We start from the raw sequence: 14,544 nt of genomic DNA on the forward strand, positions 1-14,544 counted from the left end.
CCTCACATCTCTATGTTACCCCGCTGACACGTCTTTCACGCCATCCGGGATCCCCACGATGACGACATCTGTCCCGCCACCGCAGGGCGACGCGCACCACCAGCGGGTGCTCCACGACAACCTGCAGGCCGCGGCACGGAACACGGCACGCGAGAGCGCCCAGCGCCGGGTCGAGCTGTATCCGGGGCGATGGACGCGGCGCGACTGGGCGCACGTGAGTCTGTTCGCGACCGTCGGCGCCCTGGTGGTGGCCCTGGTGCCCGGCCTGTCCCACGCGATGCGCGACGACCAGACCGAGGCCCACGCCCAGGTGACCATGGCGCTGGCCCTGCCGCCGCTGACCGCCGCGCAGCGCAACGCGCAGCAGATGCACGACAACTGGCAGCTGGTGACCGTCGAGCGCGGCCAGACCCTCGGTTCGATCTTCTCCGAACTCGGCCTGCCGGCCTCGACGATGCACCGCATCCTCGAACTGCCCGATGCCAAGGCCAAGCTCACGCGCATGCGCCCGGGCACCGAGCTCGGCTTCGACCTCGCTGCCGACGGCACGCTCAACAAGCTGCGCTACGACCGCAGCGACACCGAGCGCGTCGAACTCACCGTCGCCGGCGATGCGGTGCAGGAGCAGGTCATCGAGCGTCCGGTCGAGATCCGCAACGTGGTCATCAGCGGCAACGTCGGCCGCTCGCTGTTCCATTCGGCCCGCAAGCTGGGTCTGTCGGGCGCGAACATCAACACGCTGACCGACGAAGTCTTCAAGTACGACATCGACTTCAACACCGACGTCACCCAGAACGACCGCTTCAGCGTGGTCGTCGAACAGGTGTGGCGCGAGGGCGAACTGATCCGCAGCGGCCCGGTGCAGGCGGCGGTGTTCACCGCCAAGGGCAAGCCGTTCACCGCGTTCCGCTTCGAGCAGGACGGCAAGGCCGAGTATTACAACGCCGACGGCCGTCCGCTGAAGAAGAGCTTCATCCGCATGCCGATCCAGTACGCGCGCCTGAGCTCGCGTTTCGGCAACCGGCGCCACCCGGTGCTGGGCACCTCGCGCATGCACAAGGGCGTCGACTACGCGGCGCCGACCGGCACGCCGATCATGGCCGCCGGCGATGCGCGCGTGCAGTTCCGCGGTGTGCAGGGTGGCTACGGCAACACCGTCATCCTCGACCATGGCCGTGGCCACACCACGCTGTACGCGCACATGTCGCGCTTCGGCAACATCCGTCAGGGCCAGCGCGTGGCCCAGGGCACGGTGATCGGCTACGTCGGCACCACCGGCCTGTCGACCGGTCCGCATCTGCATTACGAATTCCGCGTCAACGGCGTGCACCGCAACCCGCTGGAGCACACCCTGCCCGAGCCCGATCCGCTCACCGGCGCCGCGCTGGCGCGCTTCCGCCAGCAGACCGGCCCGGCCCTGGCCCGCATCCGCGAGGTCGAGGACGTGCTCTACGCCCAGTTGCCGCCCGCGCCGGACCCGGATCGCCAGGTGGCCGCTTCGGCGCCACGCAGCGGCAACGGCCGCGGTTGATCCCCACGCCCGGCTTCGTGCCGGGCGTTGCACATCCGACCTGCCGACGCACCCGCCATGGCCGCGCACGCCCTGTATCTCGGCCTGATCTCGGGCACCAGCGTCGACGGCATCGACGCGGCGATCGTGCAGTTCGACGACGACCACGGCCTCTGCCGCGCCGCGATGCGTTTCGGCCGCACCTATCCCTGGGAGGCGGCGCTGCAGGCGCGGCTGGTCGCGCTGGGCCAGCAGGCCGGCGCGCTCACCCTGGACGACCTGGGTGAACTCGACACCCGGATCGCCGACGGCTTCGCCGATGCGGCCTGCCGCGCCCTGGCCGATGCCGGGCTGGCCGCCTCGGAGGTCGCGGCGATCGGCTCGCACGGGCAGACGCTTCGGCACCGGCCGCTGGGCCGCGGCGGCGACGGCCGCGACGGCTTCACGCTGCAGCTCGGGGATCCTTCGCGCATCGCCGAGCGCACCGGCATCCTCACCGTGGCCGACTTCCGCCGCCGCGACGTCGCCGCCGGTGGTCACGGCGCGCCGCTGCTGCCGGCGCTGCACGCGGCGCTGCTGCACGCCGACGGCGAGGACCGGGCGGTGCTCAATCTCGGCGGCATCGGCAACCTCACCCTGTTGCCGGGCGACGGCGCCGCGGTGCGCGGCTTCGACACCGGTCCGGCCAACGGCCTGATGGACGCGTGGTGCCAGCGCCACACCGGCGCCGCCTTCGACCGTGACGGCGCGCTGGCCGCAGGCGGCCGTGTCGACGCCGCGCTGCTCGAGCGGCTGCGCGCCGACCCGTGGTTCGCACTGCCGCCGCCGAAATCGACCGGTCGCGACCAGTTCCATCTCGACTGGGTGGGCGCCGCCCTGCGCGGCGACGAAGCCGTGGCCGACGTGCAGGCGACGCTGCTGGCGCTGAGTGCGCTCACGATCGCCGATGCGCTGCGCGCGGCCCAACCCGGCACGGCGCGTCTGATCGCCTGCGGGGGCGGCGTGCACAACGCCGCGTTGACGCGGGCGCTGGCCGATGCGCTGCCGGGTGTCACCGTCGAGTCGAGCGCCGCGCACGGCCTCGATCCCGACTACGTCGAGGCCATGGGCTTCGCGTGGCTGGCCCGGCGCACCCTGCTGGGGCTGCCGGGCAATTTGCCTTCGGTCACCGGCGCGGCCGGGCCGCGCATCCTCGGCGGCATCTATCCCGCCTGAGCGGCGCTCGCGTCGCCGGCTGACCTTCGACGGCGCTGCTGCAGCAGCGCGCGCGTGCGCGCCCGTCAGGCGGCGGTGGGGCTGCGGCCGATCAGGGCGAACGTATCGTCGGGCACCTGCTCCAACGCCGAGATCGCCGCGGCCAGCACCGTGTCCTCTTCGGCATCGAAGCTCGAACGCTCGTCGCCGATGCTGGCACGCAGGCCCTGCTCGAGCAGAAAGCGCAGCGTCCGCGCCTGGCCCCAGCCCTGGGCGGCGGCATAGGCGGTGATGCGTTCGACGAGGCCGTCGTCGACGTCTTTGACGATGAGGTCGGTCATGAGGGGGGATCTCTCCGGGACAGGGCATCGGCGGCGTCGGGACGCGCGCGGGGGATTGCACAAGAAGAACACAGATCGTGGCCCCGGAACCGCGCGGTGGATCACGGAAGTCACCCGTCGCACCGCTTCATCGGCGGTGCCGGCCACGAGCTCCGCTACGCCGCCGCGCCGTCGCGGGCCGACGGCGGCACCGGCGGTCGCCGCCACAGCACGATGCACAGCACGATCGCCGGAATTCCGATCAGCGCCGTGCCGGTGAAGAACAGCGCATAGCCTTCCAGCAGCGTGCGGCCCACGGCGAGCTGTTCCACCCAGACGCCCGAGAACCCCTTGAGCACCTTGCCGGCCAACGCATAGAACGAGCTCAGCAGGGCGTACTGGGTGGCGGTGTAGCCCAGGCTGGTCAGGCTGGACATGTAGCCGATCAGCGCCACGCCGGCGTAACCGCTGCAGAAGTTGTCGATCATCATCGCGGCGGTGAACACGCCGGTGTCCGAGCCGTGCAGCGCCAGGTAGGCGAAGGCGAGGTTCGAGCCCGGTCCGAGCACCGCGCCGGCCAGCAGCGTGGGCATGAATCCGAAGCGCACCGCGGACAGACCCGCGGCGGCGATGCCGACGATGGTCGCGAACAGGCCGACCGAGCCCCGCACCGCGCCCACGGTTTCCTTGTCGATGCCGAGGTCGGCGTAGAACGGATTCGCCATCGGCCCCATGACGAAGTCGGGCATCCGGTACAGGCAGATCGCCAGCAGCATGACGAGGGCGAAGCGGCCGTGTTGCACGAAGAACGCGATGAACGGACCGACGATCGCGTCGAACAGTCCGCGCGGCGTCCACAGCGTGGTCGCCACGCCGCCCGGGACCCGGCTCGCGTCCGGCTCGCGCGCGATCATCACCGCGATCACGCCGACGCCCATCAGCGCCGCCATCCACAGATACGACAGCGACCAGCCGATGTGCGCGGCCATGATCAGGATCAGCGCATCGGTGACCAGCAGGGCGCCGCGGTAGCCGAGTGTCGAACTCGAGGTCAGCAGGCCCTGCTGCTCGTTGCTGGAGGCGCTTTCGATGCGCCAGGCGTCGATGACGATGTCCTGGGTGGCCGAGGCGAACGCCACCGCCAGTGCCAGCGCACCGAAGACCAGCAGCCGGTCGATGCCGATGCCGGCGACCGCGAACACGTCCTCGCGCGGCTGGATCAGCACCATGCCCACGAGGGCCGCCGCGACCACGAGCTGGGCCAGCAGCATCCAGCCGCGGCGGCGGCCGAGCCAGCGGCCGAACAGCGGTGCATCGGTCTTGTCGACCAGCGGCGCCCACAGGAACTTCAGCGAATAGGCCAGACCCACCCAGGACAGGAAGCCGATCGTCGACAGCTCGATGCCGTTCTCGCGCATCCAGAAGCCGAGCGTGTTGCCGACCAGGTAGATCGGAATGCCCGAGCTGAAACCCAGCAGCACCATCGCCAGCACCTTGCGCTGGCGCAGATTGGCCAGCACGGTGCGCCAGCCCGGGCGCGCCGGCGCCGGTGTGGTCGGGCCGGCCGCACTCACGCGCGGTAGTCCACGACCAGGGGCGCGTGGTCGGAGAAGCGCGGCTCGGCATGCACCGCGCACGCCAGCACCCGGTCACGCAGCGACGGCGTGACGAGCTGGTAGTCGATCCGCCAGCCCACGTCGTTCGCGCGCGCCGCGCCGCGGTTGCTCCACCAGGTGTATTCGGGCGCGTCCGGACGCAGCACGCGCAGCGCGTCGTGCCAGCCGGTCGCGGGCGGCGCGACCAGCCCGTCGCCGCTGGCGTCGGCGATCATGCCGTTGAGCCAGGCGCGCTCGGGCGGCGTGCAGCCGGAGTTCTTCTGGTTGCTGCTCCAGTTCCTGATGTCGTGCCGGGCGCGCACGATGTTCCAGTCGCCGCACAGCACGTAGTCGCGGCCACTGGCCAGCCACGCGTCGAGGATGGGCTTGAGCCAGGCCATGACCTCGAACTTGAAGCCCTGGCGCAGCTCGCCCGACGAGCCGGACGGGATGTAGAACGAGACCACGCTGAGATTGCCGAAGCGCGCCTCGATGTAGCGGCCCTCGTCGTCGAACGGCGCCCAGCCGAGCGACGTGCGGATCTCGTCGGGCTCGCGCTTCGCATAGATCGCCACGCCGCTGTAGCCCTTCTTGGTCGTCGCGTCGCGGAACCAGGCCTTGTAGCCGGCCGGCAGGAAATCGGCGTGGAGACCGCCCTCGACGAGCAGCTGGTGTTCCTGCGCCTTGGTCTCCTGCATGCACAGCACGTCGGCGTCCTGGGCGACGAACCAGTCGAAGAAGCCCTTCTTCGCGGCGGAACGGACGCCATTGGCGTTGAAGCTGACGATTCTCATGCGTAAAGCCGGATCCACGTATACAGGCGCCAAGCCTAACGGATTCGCGCTGACCGCCCGACCTCTGCGACGCGTGATCCGGACCGATGTCGAACGGTCTGCAGCCGCACGTCCAACGGCTCTCCGCCGCGCAGGCCGAGGCCGCGCGCGGCCTGGTGCTCACGGTGACGCAGGCGCGCGACGCCGGCGATATCGCCTTCAACGTCGACAACGCCATGACCGCGCCGGACAGCGACGCGATGGCGGTCGTGCTCGGCCGGACGGTCATCGGCTTCTATCGCCTCGATGACCCGCGACCCGCGTGCGCGCAGCAGGCCGTCGACCGGCACACGGGGACGCTGCGGACGTTCGCACTGGATCGCGCCTGGCAGGGGCGCGCCTCGGAGCGCAGACGCTCCACGCCTGCTTCGCGGATCTGGCGCGGCGACGCCCCGACCGACGGCTGCTGGTGTTGAGCGAGCATGGGGCCAATGCCGTCGCCGCCCCGCTGTACCGGCGCACCGGCTTCATCGACAGCGGCGCATGCCTGCCCCCGGCGGCCCCGCGGGACCGCAACGCCTGCTGCTGCGCGCGCTCGGCGTGGGACAATGCCCGCCATGACCGACCACCGCACCCGTTTCCTGCAGCTCGCGCTCGATGTCGAGGCCCTGCGCTTCGGCGAATTCACGCTGAAGTCCGGCCGCGTGAGCCCGTATTTCTTCAACGCCGGCCGCTTCGATTCCGGCCGCGCGATCGCCACGCTGGCCGGCTGCTACGCCGATGCGCTCGATGCGGCCGGGCTCGACTTCGACCTGCTGTTCGGCCCGGCCTACAAGGGCATTCCGCTGGCGACCGCGCTGGGCTGCGAATACGCACGCCGCGGCCGTGACCTGCCGGTCGCGTTCAACCGCAAGGAAGCCAAGGCGCACGGCGAGGGCGGCACGCTGATCGGCGCGCCGCTGGCCGGCCGGCGCGTGCTGATCGTCGACGACGTGATCACCGCCGGCACCGCGATCCGCGAAGCGCTGGGCCTGATCGCCGCTGCCGGCGGCACCGTGGCCGGCATCGTGATCGCGCTCGACCGCCAGGAGCGCGTGGGCGACGACGACGCGCGTTCGGCCGCCGAGCGCGTGGCGCAGGATCAGGGCGTGCCGGTGATCGCGATCGCCGGCCTCTCCGACCTGCTTGCGTTTGCCGGCGAAAACGCGACACTGACGGCGGAACGCGACCGCCTGCTGGCCTACCGGGCGCGGCACGGAAGCCAACGCTCGAGCTGACCTGCGGGGTCGGCGCACTCGGCCGCTCAGGGGGACGGACGACATGAACCACTTCATCCGACTGGCCGGCGGTGCCCTGCTGGCCTTCGCCGCCGCCGGCGCCGCGGCGCAGAAGCCCGCGGCCGCCGATCGCAAGGTCTATTGCTGGGACGAAGGCAGCCGCCGGGTCTGCGGCGACGCCCTGCCCGCGTCGGCCGTCGACGCCGCGCGCACCGAGATCAGTGCCCGCAGCGGCATGCGCATGGCCGAGGTGGGCCGCGCGCCCACGGCCGAAGAGCGCGCCGCCGCCGAGGCCGCCCAGCGCCAGGCGCGTCTGGACGCCGATGCCGATGCCGCGGCGCGCCGCCGCGAACTGGCGATGGTGGAGTCCTATGCCACCGAGGCCGACCTGCGCCGCGCCTACGGCGAGCGCATCGTGCTGGTCGAGGAGGCGATCAAGACCTCGCACATGGGCGTGGCCAACCTGCGCACCAGCCTGCTGTCGCAATTGCGCCAGGCCGGCGAACTCGAACTGCAGGGGCAGCCGGTCGGCAAGCCGCTGCGCGACCGGATCCGCAGCCAGCGCGCGGACCTGCAGCGCCAGCTGGCGATCCTCGACCAGCAGCTCGGCGACCAGGCAGCGCTGGACGGTGACCTGCAGGCGGCGCTCAGCCGCTACCGCGAACTCAAGCACACCGCCGCGCGCGACTGAGCAGGCCGGCGGCGGACCGCGCCAGGCGCGCCCGCCGACGGATGACGGGACCGACACGAGCGACGCCGCCGGGTACACGGCGCCGCGTTTGGTCGTCCTGTGACACGGCGCGTATCCTTGCCCGCCCCCTGCTGTCCGCGAGTCGACGTGTCCGACCCGATCTCCGCCCTCCTGCTCGGCATCATCGAAGGCGTCACCGAGTTCCTCCCGATTTCCAGCACGGGGCATCTGCTCATCGCCCAGCACTGGCTCGGCGCGCGCTCGGATTTCTTCAACATCGTCATCCAGGCCGGCGCGATCGTCGCGATCACGCTGGTGTTCCGCCAGCGCATCTGGTCGCTGACCACGGGCCTGGGCGATGCCGCCAACCGCCGCTACGCGATGAAGATCGCCGCCGCCTTCCTGGTCACCGCCCTGCTCGGCCTGCCGGTGCGCATGGCCGGCTGGGAACTGCCGGAAACGGTGACCCCGGTCGCCTGGGCACTGATCATCGGTGGCCTGTGGATGATCGCGGCCGAGCGGCTGTCGGAGCGGCGCGCGGGTGTGACCGAGGTGACCTGGACGGTGGCGATGCTGGTCGGCGTGGCCCAGGTCGTGGCGGGCGTGTTTCCGGGCACGTCGCGCTCGGCGGCGGCGATCTTCATCGCGATGCTGGCCGGCCTGAGCAAGCGGTCGGCGGCGACGGAATTCGTGTTCCTGGTCGGCATTCCGACGATGTTCGCCGCCAGCGCCTACGCGTTTCTCGAACTCTGGCTGGACCAGGGCCTCGGCGAGGAAGCCTGGGGCGACGTGGCGATCGCGTTCGTCGCGGCGATGGTCACCGGCTTCATCGTGGTCAAGTGGCTGCTGGGCTTCATCAAGCAGCACCGCTTCACCGGCTTCGCGCTGTACCGCATCGCACTCGGCGCCGGCCTGCTGGTGCTGATGCCGTCGGGCACCTGATCGACGCGTGATCGCGCAGGCCGCCATCGCCTGCGATGACGCGGAGCCGCGCGTGCCGGTGCTCATGCAAGCGCGCGGACACCGCGGGTCCGCTCCGGCCTGCAAGCGCGCGTGGCGTCGCGCGTTTCACGTCCGGACGCCCGCCGTGCGTCCATAGCCGTACGCGCGCGACGCCATCGGCGGGTCGCGCCCCGGTCGCGCGAGCGCGCTCCTGGGCCGGAACCGCGGGTCAGCCGGACACGGCGTCGGCGCGGCAGGCCGCCGCGCGCCGCGCCAGCCAGGCCCGCTCACGCGGGGTGCCGGCGAGCGCCGCGGCGGCGTCGAACGCCTGCGCGGCCTCGGCGTGGCGGGCGAGTTTCGCCAGCAGATCACCGCGCACGCCGGGCAGCAGGTGGAAGCCGGCGAGCTCGGGCGTCTGCGACAGGGCGTCGACCAGCGGCAGGGCGGCCGCGGGTCCCCGGGCCATGCCGACCGCGACCGCGCGGTTGAGCGCGACCACCGGCGAGCCGTCGAGCGCCAGCAGGCGGTCGTAGACCGCGACGATACGCGGCCAGTCGGTGGCGTCCGGCTGCGCGGCGCGGGCGTGGCAGGCGGCGATCTCCGCCTGCAGGGCGTAGCGGCCCGACGGCGCGGGCCCGCGGACGGCCGTCGCGCGCGCCAGCGACGCCAGCCCGGCGTCGATGAGGGCCCGGTCCCAGAGCCGGCGGTCCTGGTCGGGCAGCAGGACCGGCACGCCCGCCGCATCGGTGCGCGCCGCCAGCCGCGAGGCCTGCAGTTGCATCAGCGCGAGCAGGCCGTGGACGTCGGCCTCGCCCGGCAGCAGCGCCGCCAGCACGCGACCGAGGCGCACGGCCTCGGTGCACAGTTCGCGGCGCGTCCAGTCGTCGCCGCTGCTGGCGGCGTAGCCCTCGTTGAAGACCAGATAGACCACCTGCAGCACGGCGCCCAGCCGATCCGGCAGGGCCTCGCGCGCCGGCACCTCGAACACGGCGCCGCTGCGCGCGAGCGTGCGTTTGGCGCGGACGATGCGCTGCGCGATCGTCGCCTCGGGCAGCAGGAACGCGCGCGCGATCTCGTCGGTGGTCAGGCCGCCGACCAGGCGCAGGGTCAGTGCGACCCGCGCCGCATCGGGCAGCACCGGATGGCAGGCCACAAACACCAGGCGCAGGACGTCGTCGTCGATGACGGCGTCGCGCATCGCCTCGGCCCGCGCGTCGGCATCGCGCTGGGCCTGTTCCATCGCGTGGGCCAGCGCCCCGTGGTGACGGTCGGCCATGCGGCTATGCCGGAGCCGGTCGATCCCGCGGCGGCGCGCGGCGGTCATCAGCCACGCCCCGGGATTGTCCGGCACGCCGGTCCGCGGCCAGGTCTCGAGCGCGGCGACCAGGGCGTCCTGGGCCAGTTCCTCGGCCAGATCCAGATCGCGCACCACGCGCATCAGGCCGCCGACGATCTTCGGCATCTCCTCGCGCCACAGGGCGTCGATCGTGTGGTGGGTGTCGGACCGGCGCATCGACGACGATGACACCACCGCCGCCCGCACCGGGCAAGCCCGCGGCCGCAGGGGCGCCCGTGGGCGGGCCGGCACGTCGCATGCCGCCCGACTCACGCCGCCGGCGACGCGTCGGGCGCCATCGCCATGACCTCCCACAGATGGCCATCGGGATCCTCGAAGCCGTGCTGGTACATGAAGCCGTGATCCACCGCCGCCTCGGGCACGTCGGCGCCGGCGGCGCGCGCCCGGGCGACCATCGCGTCGACCGCCGCGCGGTCGGGTTGCGACAGGCACAGGATCACCTCCGTGCAGGCGCGGTCGCAGACGAGCTTGCGGGTGAAGCGCTGGAAGAACGGCCGCGTCAGCAGCATCACGAAGCTGTCGTCGCCGACGATCATGCAGGTCGCCTCGTCGTCGGTGAACCGCGCGTCGAAGGCGAATCCGAGCGCGGTGAAGAACGCCACGCTGCGCGCGAGATCGTCGACCGGCAGGTTCACGTAGAGGCGGGGCCGGCTCACGCGGCGTGCTCCGGCATCGCCGCCTCGCCGCAGCCGCGCGTGTGCAGCACCATCCAGCCGGTGCCGAAGCGGTCGACCAGCATGCCGAAGCGCTCGGCGAAGAAGCTCGGCGCCATCGGCACGCGCACCGTGCCGCCGTCGGACAGCGCGGCGAAGATGCGTTCGGCCTCGTCCACGCTGTCGACGCCCAGATTGACGAAGGCGTGTGGCGCGGCCGGCAACGGCATGCCGGGCGGCACGTCCGAGGCCATCAGCTGCGCGTCGCCCAGAGCGAGGCAGGCGTGCATGATCCGCGCGCCGGCGCCGGCCGTGCAGGCATTGCCCGGCGCCTCGTCGTAGCGCATCAGCTCGGGCGCCGGCGCGCCGAGGATCCGGGCATAGGTGGCGAGTGCGTCGGCGCAGGTGCCGTCGAAGTACAGGTAGGGCTCGATCCGCATGCGGGGTCTCCAGGTCGCACCGGGACGGGCGCGTTCTCCGGAACGACGAAGCCGGCCCCCCGGAATCGACAAATGGAGCGGATGCCGACACGCCGTGGTCGACCCCGTCGTTACCCTTGGGCCGTTCGATCCCTTGGACCCCACGAGGACATGCCATGCGTCGCGCCCTGCCGTTGCTGCTTCCCTTCGCCCTGATCGCCTGTTCGCCGGCCACGCCGCCGGCCGATTCCGCCGCCACCCCGGCCGCCGCGCCCGCGGACCTGCCCGATGCCGCCACCGCCGACCACGCCGCGACACTGGGCGCCTATCACTGGCGTCTGGTCGACGCCCGCGACGGCGCGGGTGCGCCGATCGACGGCCTGCTCGCCGAAGGCGGCGCGCCGCTGCAGCTGGACTTCCGCGACGGCGGCGTCTCGGTCTCCAATGCCTGCAACCGCATCAACGCCAGCGTGACCCTCGACGACGACCGGCTCGAGGTCGGGCCGGCGGTCTCCACCCAGATGGCGTGCCTGGACGAGCGCCTGGCCGGCCTCGAGCGCGAAATCGGGGCGCGCCTGCCGGGCACGCACCGGCTCGCGATCACCGCCGGCGACACCCCGCGCCTGAGCCTGCAGACCGACGGCGGCGAGACGCTGCAGTTCGAGGGCGCGCCGACGCCCGCCACCCGCTACGGCAGCACCGGCGAACAGGTGTTTCTGGAAATCGCGCCCGAGCGCGTGGCCTGCACCCATCCGCTGATCCCCGATCACCGCTGCCTGCAGGTGCGCCCGGTGCAGTACGACGACGCCGGCGTGCGCCGGCCGGGCGAGGCCGAGTGGACGCCGCTGTACCAGGAGATCGAGGGCTTCGAGCACGAGGACGGCATGCGCAACGTGCTGCGTGTGCAGCGCTTCGACGTGGCCGACCCGCCGGCCGATGCACCGTCGCAGGCCTATGTGCTGGACATGGTGGTCGAATCGGAGAACGCGCGGCGCTGACGTCCGCGCGCCCGGGATGGTTCCCGCGCGTGAGGCGCGCGGGACCATCGGTCAGGCCGGCTGCGCCTGCGGATGCAGCGCGTAGCTGCCCCAGACGCTGGCCTCGGCCAGTACATGGCCCTGCATGGCCCGCTGCACGTCGCCGGCGGTGAACCGCTCGGGCAGCTCGAGCCGGGCGACATCGAGCGCGAACAGGCGGAAGAAGTAGCGGTGCGTGCGCAGGTCGTTCGGTGGCGGGTACGGACCGTCGTAGCCGAACCAGTCGCCGGCCATGTCCGGATCGCCGGCGAACCAGCCGGTGTAGTCGTTGAGTCCCTGACGCGCGCCGGCCGGGCCGGGCGGCGTGCGCTTGCCGCCCTTGGTCACGCCGTCACTGGCGCTGCCCTCGGCGATGCTGCGCAGGTCGGACGCGAGGTCGACCATCGCCCAGTGCACGAACGGCCCGCGCGGATGTTCGACCGGAATCTCGACCCCGTCCTTGCCGGCCAGCGACGGATCGGTGGGCGCATCGGGATCGATGCACAACAGCGCGAACGCGCGCGTGCCGGCCGGCACGTCGTCCCAGGCCAGGTGCGGATTGCGGTTGCCGCCGAAGCCGTCCGGTGTGCCCGCGGCATACCGGGCCGGAATCGGCTGGCCGGGTTCGAAGCTGTCACTGTGGATACGCATGTCGTCTCCCGTGCGGTCGAGGAATCAGTCCCGTGGATACCCCAGGCGCACCGCGACCGGCGTCAAGGCGCCGATGGCCGTCGGCAGGGCCTGGATGTAATTGCGCCAGTGGCCCACCGGGAAGCGGTCCGGGCCTAGGGCGTCGAGCGGCGGCGCGGGGAAATCGGTGATGCCGAGCGCCTCGCCCAGCGACGCGGCCAGCGCGGCCGGGTCCGCGGCCGGCGCATCGGTACGCACCAGGGTGTGCGGCACGAGGTCCTGCTCGACGATGTCGGCCAGCTGGGCGAGGTGGCGCGCCAGCCACGCCGCGGCGCGGTCGGCGTCGTCGATGCGCAGGGTCAGCATCGTGCCGAAAGCCAGCCAGTCGATCAGCATGTCGCGCGGATCGCGCACCGCCAGCAGCAGGCGCGCATTGGGCAGTTCGCTGCGCAGCACCGACACCCAGGCGTTGTCCCACCACGGCAGCCAGTCGACGATCGCGCCTTGCGCGACGCCGCGCGCCTCGAACTGCGACCGCCAGCCGTCGACGACCTGCGCGGCGGTGAACTCGCCCGCGACGAACCGCGCCGGCGTGGCGGTGCTCTGGAAGGCGTCCGGCACGCCACCGACGAAGCGGTCACTGCGGAACACGGGAATCATCCGCTCCAGCACCGCGGCGATGCGGTCGGCATTGGCGCCCGGTCCGCCGTAGAGGAACACCGCCGGCGCCTGCGCCGGATCGGCGTCCGCGCGCGCGGGCCACGCGGCCGGCGCCGGCGTGGGTTCGGGCGCGGCGCCTGTCGCGGCGCTCGACTCGACGCTGACCGCGGTCCACGTCGCCGCGGCCTCGGCGTGGCGTCCGGCCGCGTCTTGGGCCATGCCGATCCAGCGCTGCAGCATGATGCGGGCGGCATCGTGCGCGGTGGGCAACAGGCCGTGCGCGAACGCGATCGCGGCATCGGCGTCGCGCGCCAGCAGGCGGTTGAACTGGAACTCGTTGGCGACCGCGTGCCCGGGCTGCAGCGCGGTGATCACCCGGGACGCGGCCTCGGCGGCGTCGTGATCGCCGGTGGCGGCGTGGTGGGTCATCCGCGCCTGCAGCGCGGGCACGTGATCGGGCCGCGCGTCGTTCCAGCGCTCGACCACCGCGCCGGCCGATGCACTGCCGAAGGGTTCGAATGCCAGGCGCGACAGCCACAGGTGATCGGCCTCGGGCGCCGTCGCCAGCGCGCGATCGATCGCCTCGCGCGCCTCGTCGTGGGCACCGGTGGCGCTCCACAGGCCCACCAGCGCCTCGGTGGTGCGCCGCGACTGCGGCATCGCCTCGAAGGCCGCGCGCAGCAGCGGCAGCGCGCGCTCCGGCCGACCGGCGCGCAGTTCCAGCTCGCCGCCGATGGTCTGCCACACCGGCGAGGTCTGGGCCGGGTCGGCATTGAGCTCGGCGATCATGTCGGCGGCTTCGGCCGGCCGGCCCTGCTCCAGCACGATGCGCGCCAGGAGGCCGCGCAGCTGCGCCTGGCCGGTGGTCTCGAGCACGCGCCGGAACGACTGCTCGGCGAACGCCAGATGGCCGCGGGCCAGATAGGCGAACGCCAGCGCGTTGAGCACCTGCAGGTCCTCGGGCGCACGCTCGGACGCCGCGACCAGCAGCGCGAGCGCGCGGTCGTGGTCGCCGCGGCGGGAGGCCAGCGTGCCTTCGATCATCGTCGTCCACGGATGGTCGGGCGCCACGCGCGCGGCGAGCTTGTGCTGGCGCTCGGCCTCGTCGAGATCGCCGCGGCCGATCGCCAGCTGGGCCTGCATCACGTAGGCGCCGAACTGGTTGGGATCGAGTGCGACGCTCTGCGACAGCGCCGCCAGCGCGGCGTCGACGTCGCGGCTGTCGAGCAGCATGCCGGCGCGCTGGAAGTGCAGATCGGCATCGTCGGGCGCGAGCGCGAGCGCGGCGTCGAGCGCGGCGCGCGCGCCGTCGCGATCGCCGGCGGCGCGCAGCGCGGTCGCCAGCCAGCGCTGGGCCGCGGCGTCCTGCGGCGCGTCGGCCACGGCCTGGCGCGCGAGGTCCAGCGCTTCGTCGTGGGCGCCGCGGCGCAGGGCGTCGAGAATCCTGTCTTGCATCGTGTCTGCTGCCGGCGCGGAGCCGTCCGTCGGGATGGCCGGCCATTGTAGC

Annotated in this window: 15 protein-coding genes; 7 read left to right on the plus strand and 8 right to left on the minus strand. The window is 72.6% G+C overall.

The window, feature by feature from the left end:
* Nucleotides 1-58 precede the first annotated feature (58 nt).
* Complete coding sequence (locus tag PQS31_RS12105; protein WP_272762987.1) at nucleotides 59-1,531, plus strand: peptidoglycan DD-metalloendopeptidase family protein; 1,473 nt, start codon at nucleotides 59-61, stop codon at nucleotides 1,529-1,531.
* A 57-nt stretch (nucleotides 1,532-1,588) separates the two neighbouring features.
* A complete protein-coding gene (locus PQS31_RS12110; protein WP_272762988.1) occupies nucleotides 1,589-2,725 on the plus strand; it encodes an anhydro-N-acetylmuramic acid kinase in 1,137 nt (378 codons plus the stop codon).
* 65 nt (nucleotides 2,726-2,790) lie between these two features.
* Here PQS31_RS12110 and PQS31_RS12115 read toward each other — a convergent pair whose 3' ends face one another.
* From PQS31_RS12115 to PQS31_RS12125, 3 genes are all read right to left on the minus strand, one after another.
* A complete protein-coding gene (locus PQS31_RS12115; RefSeq protein ID WP_272762989.1) occupies nucleotides 2,791-3,045 on the minus strand; it encodes a hypothetical protein in 255 nt (84 codons plus the stop codon).
* Nucleotides 3,046-3,200: 155 nt separating this feature from the next.
* Nucleotides 3,201-4,598, minus strand: a complete 1,398-nt coding sequence (locus tag PQS31_RS12120; RefSeq protein WP_272762991.1) for an MFS transporter — start codon at nucleotides 4,596-4,598, stop codon at nucleotides 3,201-3,203.
* The gene (locus PQS31_RS12125) at nucleotides 4,595-5,413 is read right to left on the minus strand and encodes an exodeoxyribonuclease III (RefSeq protein ID WP_272762992.1); all 819 of its coding nucleotides are present in this window, start codon (nucleotides 5,411-5,413) and stop codon (nucleotides 4,595-4,597) included. Before PQS31_RS12125 ends, PQS31_RS12120 begins: the two co-directional genes overlap by 4 nt.
* Before the next feature lie 86 nt (nucleotides 5,414-5,499).
* Here PQS31_RS12125 and PQS31_RS12130 point away from each other — a divergent pair, with 86 nt between their 5' ends.
* From PQS31_RS12130 to PQS31_RS12145, 4 genes are all read left to right on the plus strand, one after another.
* Nucleotides 5,500-5,868 carry a hypothetical protein gene (locus PQS31_RS12130; protein WP_272762993.1) on the plus strand — a complete coding sequence of 123 codons (369 nt, stop codon included), beginning with the start codon at nucleotides 5,500-5,502 and terminating at the stop codon, nucleotides 5,866-5,868.
* A gap of 141 nt (nucleotides 5,869-6,009) precedes the next feature.
* Entirely contained in the window at nucleotides 6,010-6,669 is a 660-nt protein-coding gene (pyrE, locus tag PQS31_RS12135; RefSeq protein ID WP_272762994.1) for an orotate phosphoribosyltransferase, read from the plus strand.
* A 43-nt stretch (nucleotides 6,670-6,712) separates the two neighbouring features.
* The gene (locus PQS31_RS12140) at nucleotides 6,713-7,360 is read left to right on the plus strand and encodes a hypothetical protein (protein ID WP_272762995.1); all 648 of its coding nucleotides are present in this window, start codon (nucleotides 6,713-6,715) and stop codon (nucleotides 7,358-7,360) included.
* A gap of 147 nt (nucleotides 7,361-7,507) precedes the next feature.
* Entirely contained in the window at nucleotides 7,508-8,302 is a 795-nt protein-coding gene (locus PQS31_RS12145; protein WP_272762996.1) for an undecaprenyl-diphosphate phosphatase, read from the plus strand.
* A 229-nt stretch (nucleotides 8,303-8,531) separates the two neighbouring features.
* On the opposite strand, the gene PQS31_RS12150 is transcribed toward PQS31_RS12145, so the two are convergent.
* The 3 genes from PQS31_RS12150 to PQS31_RS12160 all read right to left on the minus strand — a co-directional run bounded on the left by PQS31_RS12150 (nucleotide 8,532) and on the right by PQS31_RS12160 (nucleotide 10,752).
* Complete coding sequence (locus tag PQS31_RS12150; RefSeq protein ID WP_272762997.1) at nucleotides 8,532-9,815, minus strand: RNA polymerase sigma factor; 1,284 nt, start codon at nucleotides 9,813-9,815, stop codon at nucleotides 8,532-8,534.
* Nucleotides 9,816-9,907: 92 nt separating this feature from the next.
* Nucleotides 9,908-10,315, minus strand: coding sequence for a VOC family protein (locus tag PQS31_RS12155; RefSeq protein ID WP_272762998.1), 408 nt, complete (start codon nucleotides 10,313-10,315; stop codon nucleotides 9,908-9,910).
* Complete coding sequence (locus PQS31_RS12160) at nucleotides 10,312-10,752, minus strand: VOC family protein (protein WP_272763000.1); 441 nt, start codon at nucleotides 10,750-10,752, stop codon at nucleotides 10,312-10,314. The genes PQS31_RS12155 and PQS31_RS12160 overlap by 4 nt, the downstream gene beginning before the upstream one ends.
* A gap of 155 nt (nucleotides 10,753-10,907) precedes the next feature.
* Between PQS31_RS12160 and PQS31_RS12165 the strand changes: the two genes are divergently transcribed.
* Nucleotides 10,908-11,729, plus strand: coding sequence for an META and DUF4377 domain-containing protein (locus PQS31_RS12165; RefSeq protein WP_272763001.1), 822 nt, complete (start codon nucleotides 10,908-10,910; stop codon nucleotides 11,727-11,729).
* Between the two features lie 51 nt (nucleotides 11,730-11,780).
* On the opposite strand, the gene PQS31_RS12170 is transcribed toward PQS31_RS12165, so the two are convergent.
* Nucleotides 11,781-12,398, minus strand: a complete 618-nt coding sequence (locus PQS31_RS12170) for a YbhB/YbcL family Raf kinase inhibitor-like protein (RefSeq protein ID WP_272763002.1) — start codon at nucleotides 12,396-12,398, stop codon at nucleotides 11,781-11,783.
* A 24-nt stretch (nucleotides 12,399-12,422) separates the two neighbouring features.
* The gene (locus tag PQS31_RS12175; protein ID WP_272763003.1) at nucleotides 12,423-14,492 is read right to left on the minus strand and encodes a tetratricopeptide repeat protein; all 2,070 of its coding nucleotides are present in this window, start codon (nucleotides 14,490-14,492) and stop codon (nucleotides 12,423-12,425) included.
* Between the last annotated feature and the right edge of the window lie 52 nt (nucleotides 14,493-14,544).

The sequence above is a fragment of the Luteimonas sp. BLCC-B24 genome (assembly GCF_028550595.1).
GTDB lineage: Bacteria > Pseudomonadota > Gammaproteobacteria > Xanthomonadales > Xanthomonadaceae > Luteimonas.

Excerpts from the sequence above, each read along its gene's own strand:
- PQS31_RS12175 (WP_272763003.1), bottom strand. The coding sequence starts at position 14,492 with ATGCAAGACAGGATTCTCGACGCCCTGCGCCGCGGCGCCCACGACGAA.
- pyrE (WP_272762994.1), top strand. The coding sequence starts at position 6,010 with ATGACCGACCACCGCACCCGTTTCCTGCAGCTCGCGCTCGATGTCGAG.
- PQS31_RS12165 (WP_272763001.1), top strand. The coding sequence starts at position 10,908 with ATGCGTCGCGCCCTGCCGTTGCTGCTTCCCTTCGCCCTGATCGCCTGT.
- PQS31_RS12110 (WP_272762988.1), top strand. The coding sequence starts at position 1,589 with ATGGCCGCGCACGCCCTGTATCTCGGCCTGATCTCGGGCACCAGCGTC.
- PQS31_RS12115 (WP_272762989.1), bottom strand. The coding sequence starts at position 3,045 with ATGACCGACCTCATCGTCAAAGACGTCGACGACGGCCTCGTCGAACGC.
- PQS31_RS12130 (WP_272762993.1), top strand. The coding sequence starts at position 5,500 with ATGTCGAACGGTCTGCAGCCGCACGTCCAACGGCTCTCCGCCGCGCAG.
- PQS31_RS12125 (WP_272762992.1), bottom strand. The coding sequence starts at position 5,413 with ATGAGAATCGTCAGCTTCAACGCCAATGGCGTCCGTTCCGCCGCGAAG.
- PQS31_RS12170 (WP_272763002.1), bottom strand. The coding sequence starts at position 12,398 with ATGCGTATCCACAGTGACAGCTTCGAACCCGGCCAGCCGATTCCGGCC.
- PQS31_RS12150 (WP_272762997.1), bottom strand. The coding sequence starts at position 9,815 with ATGCGCCGGTCCGACACCCACCACACGATCGACGCCCTGTGGCGCGAG.
- PQS31_RS12140 (WP_272762995.1), top strand. The coding sequence starts at position 6,713 with ATGAACCACTTCATCCGACTGGCCGGCGGTGCCCTGCTGGCCTTCGCC.
- PQS31_RS12105 (WP_272762987.1), top strand. The coding sequence starts at position 59 with ATGACGACATCTGTCCCGCCACCGCAGGGCGACGCGCACCACCAGCGG.
- PQS31_RS12160 (WP_272763000.1), bottom strand. The coding sequence starts at position 10,752 with ATGCGGATCGAGCCCTACCTGTACTTCGACGGCACCTGCGCCGACGCA.